The following is a 7,018-nucleotide window of genomic DNA, read 5'->3' as shown; positions in this document are numbered from 1 at the left end:
GCGTCGACCGCCACTTCCTCGGTCACCGAGCCGGTCGTGACGCCGCCGATCACCGGCACGTCGTTGGTGCCGTGAATATTGACCTTGATGTCGTAACTGGCGCTTCCATCCGCCGATTTTACCGTCAAGGTCTCGGTTACATCCTGACCCCGCGTCAGCGGATCGGCAAGCGTCTGGTTAAGTAAGTAGGTCCACGCGCCCGTTGTCGTATCGAAAGTGAAGGTGCCATAGGTGCCCTGCAGGCTTGGGGGAGCCTGGAAATGGTTCTGCCCGGCATCGGGGTCAGTGATGACCAGTTGCCCATGCGCGTTGGGATCGTTCAGCGTGCCATTGGCGACGCCGCCGGCCTCCAACACAGCCAGGTCGGCCCCCGGGACGGCGGTGATAACCGCGCCGTCATTGGTGCCCTGGATGTTGACAGACACGCTTGCCCAGCTCAGCGTCCCGCCACCGAGCTTGATCGCATAGGTGAAGGTCTCGTTGATGTGGTCATCCGCACCCATGGCCTGCAGGCTGGAGAAGCCATGCGCCGCGAGATACCCGGTAAGGTCCATCTCAACCTTGCCGTTGTTGATGCGGATTGAAACCCCGCCGCCGATGCTTTCCCAGGCTGAAACGCCAGTAGCTTGGACGTCCTGGGTTGTGAGGTCGATGGGCGCGTATTGCTTCGTGGCCGTCGATGCGGAAATCCCGTCGTCAACCGAAAAGAGAGACTTTGCGTTTCCACCCTGGTCGTTCGCCATCACGTCGAGAACTATGATGGTTTGCGAACCTGAAGCGAGGACTACGGTATCCTCAGTGTAGTTGAAAATGTCGTCCTTTGCCTGCGGTGTATTGGAGAACGATGCCGTGGTGCCGCCGGCACCGGTGACCTGAGTAGCCATTTTCAACCCCCTGTTTTTCTGTGACAGACGCCCCAACGCCTGTTTGTTGCTAGTCCTGTTCGACCACGCTCTGTCCGAGCATCGATCCCAAAGTCGCCACGCAGCTGGGTCGGAAGCGAGTGCGGCGCACCATCAGCGAGCGCGCCGACAAGAAGTGCCGGCTGGAGCTTGCGGATGATGATCGCTTGATGGCGGCTGCGACGACGTTGGTCGCAGCGCTACGTCTCCCAACCCAATTGCATCGTCTAAAACGTCGGTTTCCGATCAAGAGATTTTAGACGATGCTTATATTAGGAGATTATTAACCCTATGACACTGGAAACGTCAACGTCGTAGTTGCAAAACAGTTAATAGTTAAATGTTGAAGCAAAGCCACGGCGGCGGAAGCTGCGCCCCTCGTTGAGAAAGCGCATCGAAGAACGTGTGACGCCTGTCCTATCAGCAACAATCACCACTCGCACCCAGGCAGCTACAGAGAAGGCCGAGCGAGAGAACTGACATTCCCACCGACGCCATGGAGGTGAGTTTAGGCTCTCTCTCAGCGTCTGCAGGAACCCGTTCGTCCGACCGCTGCGTCCTTGGCGGGCATGAAGCAGTGCAGCCACGTGAGTCGGCGGCGACGACCAGCGCGGGGAGCATAGACCGCAATCTCCCTGCGCCAGATCATCAACCACATTCCACTCGCTTCGCACCATGACTATACGATGGCGATCAGCGGGCGCCGCCCTTTAGCTGCGACAACTATAAGCTCCGTCCGGCTTCCTTACGCGGCGCCGGCCTGAACGCCCTCCTGTTCGAGGTGAAATGCGCACCCTAGACAACTTAAAGGCAGAGACAATTGCAGTTTGGCCTACTGCGTTTGATCCAGCATAGCTGCAGAAAGCTGTACGTTGCTTCGATGCTGGTTCCCGGTTAGCGGATGGTGCGGAGCCCGCCCGCATCCTCGGCTGACCTATCCGAGAGTCTGACTGGCCAGAGCATAAGTTACCGGTGTAGCTGCACAGTCGACCGCAAAATCGGCGAGGCGTTTGCCCATCGACATGGTCAGCACCGTGTCGAAAACCGGCATTCCGCTGTGCGCCAGAAAGGCGGCGAATTCGCCGCTTCCCATATGCGTGTCCACCCGAAGGAAACTGCCCGAATGATCGGCGATGTGCGGCCGGACCACTGCGATGGCATCGGTATCTTGCTCCGCTAGGACCGGACCGATGACATGGCCGCGGCCGAAGGGCCGGCAGAGAGCGAAGGCCTTGAGCGCCCCGTCGCCGAAGAGCCCGTAGCCAACAGATTGTTCGAACAGCTTTTCGACAAGTGCCGCTCTATGCACCCCGAAACCGACCGCATCGAGCGCGATGATCGCCGGCAAGTGCTCGGCCAGCAGCCGACGCACCTCGCCACACTCCCTGTCTATTCCAGCCGCCGTGGCGGCGCGGGCAATGCCATGGCAGTGGTAGACGGTCTTCTCCGGCCTGAAGTCGAGCGAAAGATAGAGCCGCTTTGCCGCCCGGGTCGCATTGAGGCGCAAGTCGCGCCCGACCACGTTGTCGAAGACCCGCTTCATCAGCCACTGACCGGCTCCCAGCGTCTGTAGCCGCGGCGAGGTGATGACCATCCCTACCGTCGCGAAATCGTGGCCATGCGGGAACCACATGGCTGAGCCGAGCACCCGGCCGATCTCGTCGAGCGCAACGATCCCCCGTCCCGATTCGCGCAGGAATTGCCAGTCCTCGGCGCGATGCGGCCATCCGACGGATAGAGAGTGCGCGTGCAACCGGTCGAGTTCGACGCCTTCGATGTCGCCGATCCGCATCGAGAAGGCATCGATTTTCAAGCTTCCGGACGGCTTCAATTCCATGCCTCTGAAACATTGCCGATATGGAGAGGTCCCACAACGGCCTACCCTTCCCCTGCCGACGCTAACCAATCGGATCAATATGATCTGTTCGAAAGCCCGGCGCCAACGCAAGATTCAACTGAAACACTTCCGCTTTCGGCACGCAATCGCGAAGGAACGCTGACATTCTCGACCGTATCGGCCCGACGAACCGGAATGCCAAATGCCCAAACCCCAAAATACCTTGAGGTCTGGAATGGACGTCTTCGACATCCTCGGCCGTCTCGTCGCCTTTCCATCCGTGGCCGGCAAGCCGAACGGGGACATTGCCGGCTGGATCGAGGCCTATCTGGCGGAACAGGGAGCGAAGGTCACCTTGCTCCCGGGGCCGGAAAGCGACCGCTCCAATCTCTTTGCCACGATCGGCCCCGTAGATGTCCCCGGCTATATCCTCTCGGGCCACATGGACGTCGTTCCCGCTGGCGAGCCGCAGTGGAGTTCATCCCCTTTCGTGCTGCGTCCGGACGGCGAACGCCTCTACGGACGCGGCACCACGGATATGAAGGGCTTTCTTGCCGCTGCGCTGGCGGCGGTGCCTCCCCTGTCGCGGCTGCGCCTTGCGAGGCCGATCCACCTCGCCTTCTCCTACGACGAGGAGATTGGGTGCCGCGGCGTGCCGCATCTCATCGCCCGGCTTCCCGACCTTTGCGCAAAACCGCTCGGCGTCATCGTCGGCGAGCCGAGCTGCATGCGCGCCGTGCGCGGCCACAAGGGCAAGGCGGCCGCCCGCGTCACCATCAAGGGACGCTCCGGCCATTCCTCGCGGCCCGATCTCGGACTCAATGCCATCCATGCGATGTCCGAGGCGCTGAGCGCGGCTGTCAGCGAAGCCGAGCGACTGACGCACGGCCCGTTCGATCCAACCTTCGAGCCGCCCTACTCCTCGCTGCAGGCGGGTGTGGTGGCGGGTGGACATCAGGTCAACATCATTCCCGACACCTGCACGCTGGACCTGGAGGCGCGCGCCATACCTGGCGTCGATCCGGCGCGCCTGCTCGCGCCGGTCAAGGCGCGGGCCCAGGCCCTTGCCGCGAAGGGGTATCTTGTCGAGTGGACGCCGATGAGCGCCTATCCGGCACTGTCTTTGTCACAAGATTCAGGCTTGGTGGCTTTGCTGAGCCACCTGACCGGCGAAGCACCGCTCGCCGCCGTCAGCTATGGTACCGAGGCTGGGCTCTACCAAGCCGCCGGCATGGATGCGATCATCTGCGGTCCTGGCGATATCGGCCGCGCCCACAAGCCGGACGAGTATATTCTCGCCAGCGAACTCACTGCCTGCCAGCTTATGATCGAAGCGCTGGCTGTGCATTGCGCCGCCTGAAGGGGAACCGGATGACATTCCTGTTCAATTCCGATGCGCGGCGCGGCGCGATCTTTGCCGAAGCCTTCGCCAAGGAACTGCCCGACCTCCCCTTCGCGATGAATGCCGCGACCGTCGATGCCGACGCGGTGCGTTATCTCATCACCTGGACGGTGCCGGATAATCTCGCCCGTTACCGGAACCTGGAGCTCCTGTTCTCCCTTGGTGCCGGCGTCGACCAATTTCGCTTCGATGCGGTGCCCGCGACGGTGAAGATCGTGCGCATGGTCGAGGAAGGCATCGTGCGCATGATGCAGGAGTACGTGTCGCTGGCCGTACTTGCGCTGCACCGCAACCTGCCCGCCTATCTGGCGCGGCAGCGGGCCGGTCAATGGCTGGATATCCCGCAGATCCAGGCCGCCTCGCGCCGGATCGGCGTGCTCGGTCTCGGGCAGCTCGGCCAGGCGGTCCTCGACCGGCTGAAACCCTTCGGCTTCCCGCTCGCCGGCTGGAGCCGTTCGCCGCGTCAGATCGACGGCGTGACCTGCCTCCATGGCGAGGTTGGGCTGGAGACAATGCTGGCGGCCAGCGACATATTGATCTGCCTGCTGCCGCTGACCGAAGACACGCGCGGATTTCTCGATGCCGATCTGTTCGCCAAACTACCGGAGGGCGCGGCTCTCGTTCACACAGGCCGAGGGCCGCAGCTCGACCCTAAGGCGCTTGTCGCCGCGCTCGAAAGCGGCCACCTCTCCGCAGCGATGATTGATGTGACCGATCCCGAACCGCTGCCCACGGGCCATCCGTTCTGGTCGCATCCGAAGATCATCCTCACCCCGCATGTCGCCAGCGTCACCCAGCCCGCGACCGCCGCACGGGCCGTCATCGACAATATCCGTCGCCACCGCTCCGGTCTCCAGCCGATCGGGCTCGTCGACCGGTCGCGCGGCTATTGAAGTCCAACCAGAAAGGCCATCCCTTGTCCCTGCTCAAGACCGTCGATACCAGCCCAACCTTTTCGCCGCGCGAATCCAGGGCGCTGCCAGAGCGGCTGATCGCCGGCGACCCTGCCTTCAAGACCTGGGCGCAGGATGTCGCCAAGGGCGATCTCGTCCGTACCGGCGTCTGGGAGGCGACGCCGGGTGAGACGCGCTCGATCAAGGGGGAGACTTTCGAGTTCTGCCACATTCTCTCCGGCGTGATCGAGATCATACCGGACGCCGGCGAGAGGGTGACCTACCGCGCCGGCGACAGCTTCGTCATGAAGCCCGGCTTCACCGGCGTCTGGAAAACCATCGAAACGGTGCGCAAGATCTACGTGACCGTCGGATAGCGAGGCACGTCCCCGCGCGAAAGATTTTGCCGTCCCTCATCCCTGGCACGCAACATTCGTCGGTGGCGGAACGCCGAACAGCGCATGCTGCGTGGCGCCACGCGCTAGGCTCCATCCGGTGCCGCAGAGTGGTTGTCAATGAGCCTGAGCTTCGATCCCGATACAATTCCCCTCCCCGTCGGCCATTTCATTGGCGGGGAACTGATCCCGGCCGGGGGCGGGATCGAGATGCGTCGCCCGTCGGACGGCAAATCCTATACGGACTGCCCCGTAGCCGGCCCTGACTTGATCGACCGAGCGGTGGACAGTGCAAAGGCTGCGCTGACGGCCAGCAACTGGGGCGGCGTCCGGCCACGCCAGCGCACCAGGGCACTCCAGGCCTGGGCCGATCTGATCGAAGCGGAAGCGGCAACGCTGGCCAGGATAGAGGCACTGAGCTCGACCCGACCCGTCGGCCAGCTTGTCGCTGGCGATATCGCGATCACCGCCGAGCAGATCCGCTTCTTCGCCGAGTTCGCCGACAAGGAAGGCAGCGAGCTCGTGCCGACCGACGATGCCAGTCTCGGCATGATCATGAGCGAGCCCTATGGCGTGGTCGGCGCGATCACGCCCTGGAACTTTCCCATCTCGATGGCCGGATGGAAGCTCGGTCCGGCACTGGCCGCTGGCAACGCGGTTGTGTTGAAGCCGTCGGAAATGACGCCCTTCTCGGCCGTCTATCTGGCGCAACTCGCCGTGAGGGCCGGCCTGCCGGCGGGACTGATCAACGTGGTGCTAGGCGATGGGCCAACCACCGGCGCGGCGCTGACCGGCCATCCCGACATCGCCAAAGTCTCCTTCACCGGCTCGACCCGCGCCGGCTCGGCGATCATGGAGAATGTGGCCCGCACCGGCGTCAAACCAATGACGCTGGAACTCGGCGGCAAGAGCCCCCAGCTTGTCTTTGCCGATGCCGATCTCGACAAGGCGGCATCAGCGATTGCCGGCAGCGTCACCTTCAATGCCGGCCAGGCCTGTGTGGCCGGCACGCGCCTGATCGCCGAGAAGAGCGTGGCCGACAGGCTGACGGCCGCGATCCTGCAACGGATGAAGATGGTGCGGCCCGGCCCTACCTGGGATGACGCGACGCAGTATTCGCCAATCATTTCGGAACGGCAGCGGGCGCGTGTCGACGGCGTCGTGCAGGCTGCGGTCGAAGCCGGCGGCGAATGCCTGACCGGCGGCGGCGTCATGGACAGCCCCGGCTATTTCTACCAGCCGACGCTGATCGCTGACGTGGACAAGGCCAATCCCGCGATCGTCGAGGAAATCTTCGGCCCGGTCCTGACCGTCCAGACCTTCGAAACCGAGGAAGAAGCGCTGGCGCTGGCCAGCCATCCGACCTACGGGCTTGCTTCCGGCCTGTTCACCTCCGACCTGTCCCGCACCATACGCTTCGCACGTAAGCTCGAAGCCGGCACCGTCTGGGTCAACCGCTACAGCCGCTCGCGCGACCATATCCTGCCAACCGGGGGCTACAAGCGCTCCGGCATCGGCAAGGACCTCGGCCGCGAAGCCTACCTCGCCAATCGCAGGACCAAGAGCGTCCTGATCAGCCTCTAGAGAGA

The 7,018-nt window shown here is 63.2% G+C and carries 6 protein-coding genes; 4 read left to right on the top strand and 2 right to left on the bottom strand.

The window, feature by feature from the left end; all coding sequences use genetic code 11:
- Together FJ434_RS17730 and FJ434_RS17725 are read right to left on the bottom strand one after the other, a co-directional pair.
- Positions 1-884 (bottom strand): VCBS domain-containing protein (locus FJ434_RS17730; RefSeq protein WP_210242178.1); only part of this gene is annotated, 884 nt, incomplete at its 3' end.
- A gap of 952 nt (positions 885-1,836) precedes the next feature.
- Positions 1,837-2,739, bottom strand: coding sequence for a GNAT family N-acetyltransferase (locus tag FJ434_RS17725; RefSeq protein WP_140748578.1), 903 nt, complete (start codon positions 2,737-2,739; stop codon positions 1,837-1,839).
- A 235-nt stretch (positions 2,740-2,974) separates the two neighbouring features.
- Between FJ434_RS17725 and argE the strand changes: the two genes are divergently transcribed.
- The 4 genes from argE (at position 2,975) to FJ434_RS17705 (ending at position 7,013) form a co-directional block, all read left to right on the top strand.
- The gene (argE, locus tag FJ434_RS17720) at positions 2,975-4,099 is read left to right on the top strand and encodes an acetylornithine deacetylase (RefSeq protein ID WP_140748577.1); all 1,125 of its coding nucleotides are present in this window, start codon (positions 2,975-2,977) and stop codon (positions 4,097-4,099) included.
- An 11-nt stretch (positions 4,100-4,110) separates the two neighbouring features.
- Positions 4,111-5,034 carry a glyoxylate/hydroxypyruvate reductase A gene (locus FJ434_RS17715; RefSeq protein WP_140748574.1) on the top strand — a complete coding sequence of 308 codons (924 nt, stop codon included), beginning with the start codon at positions 4,111-4,113 and terminating at the stop codon, positions 5,032-5,034.
- 23 nt (positions 5,035-5,057) lie between these two features.
- Positions 5,058-5,411 carry a cupin domain-containing protein gene (locus tag FJ434_RS17710; RefSeq protein WP_140748571.1) on the top strand — a complete coding sequence of 118 codons (354 nt, stop codon included), beginning with the start codon at positions 5,058-5,060 and terminating at the stop codon, positions 5,409-5,411.
- A 138-nt stretch (positions 5,412-5,549) separates the two neighbouring features.
- Positions 5,550-7,013 carry an aldehyde dehydrogenase family protein gene (locus FJ434_RS17705; RefSeq protein WP_140748567.1) on the top strand — a complete coding sequence of 488 codons (1,464 nt, stop codon included), beginning with the start codon at positions 5,550-5,552 and terminating at the stop codon, positions 7,011-7,013.
- Positions 7,014-7,018 lie beyond the last annotated feature (5 nt).

The organism is Mesorhizobium sp. B2-5-13, assembly GCF_006440535.1.
Taxonomy (GTDB): Bacteria; Pseudomonadota; Alphaproteobacteria; order Rhizobiales; family Rhizobiaceae; genus Mesorhizobium; species Mesorhizobium salmacidum.
Note: the sequence above shows the minus strand (reverse complement) of the source record. Positions and strands in the feature narration are given on the sequence as shown.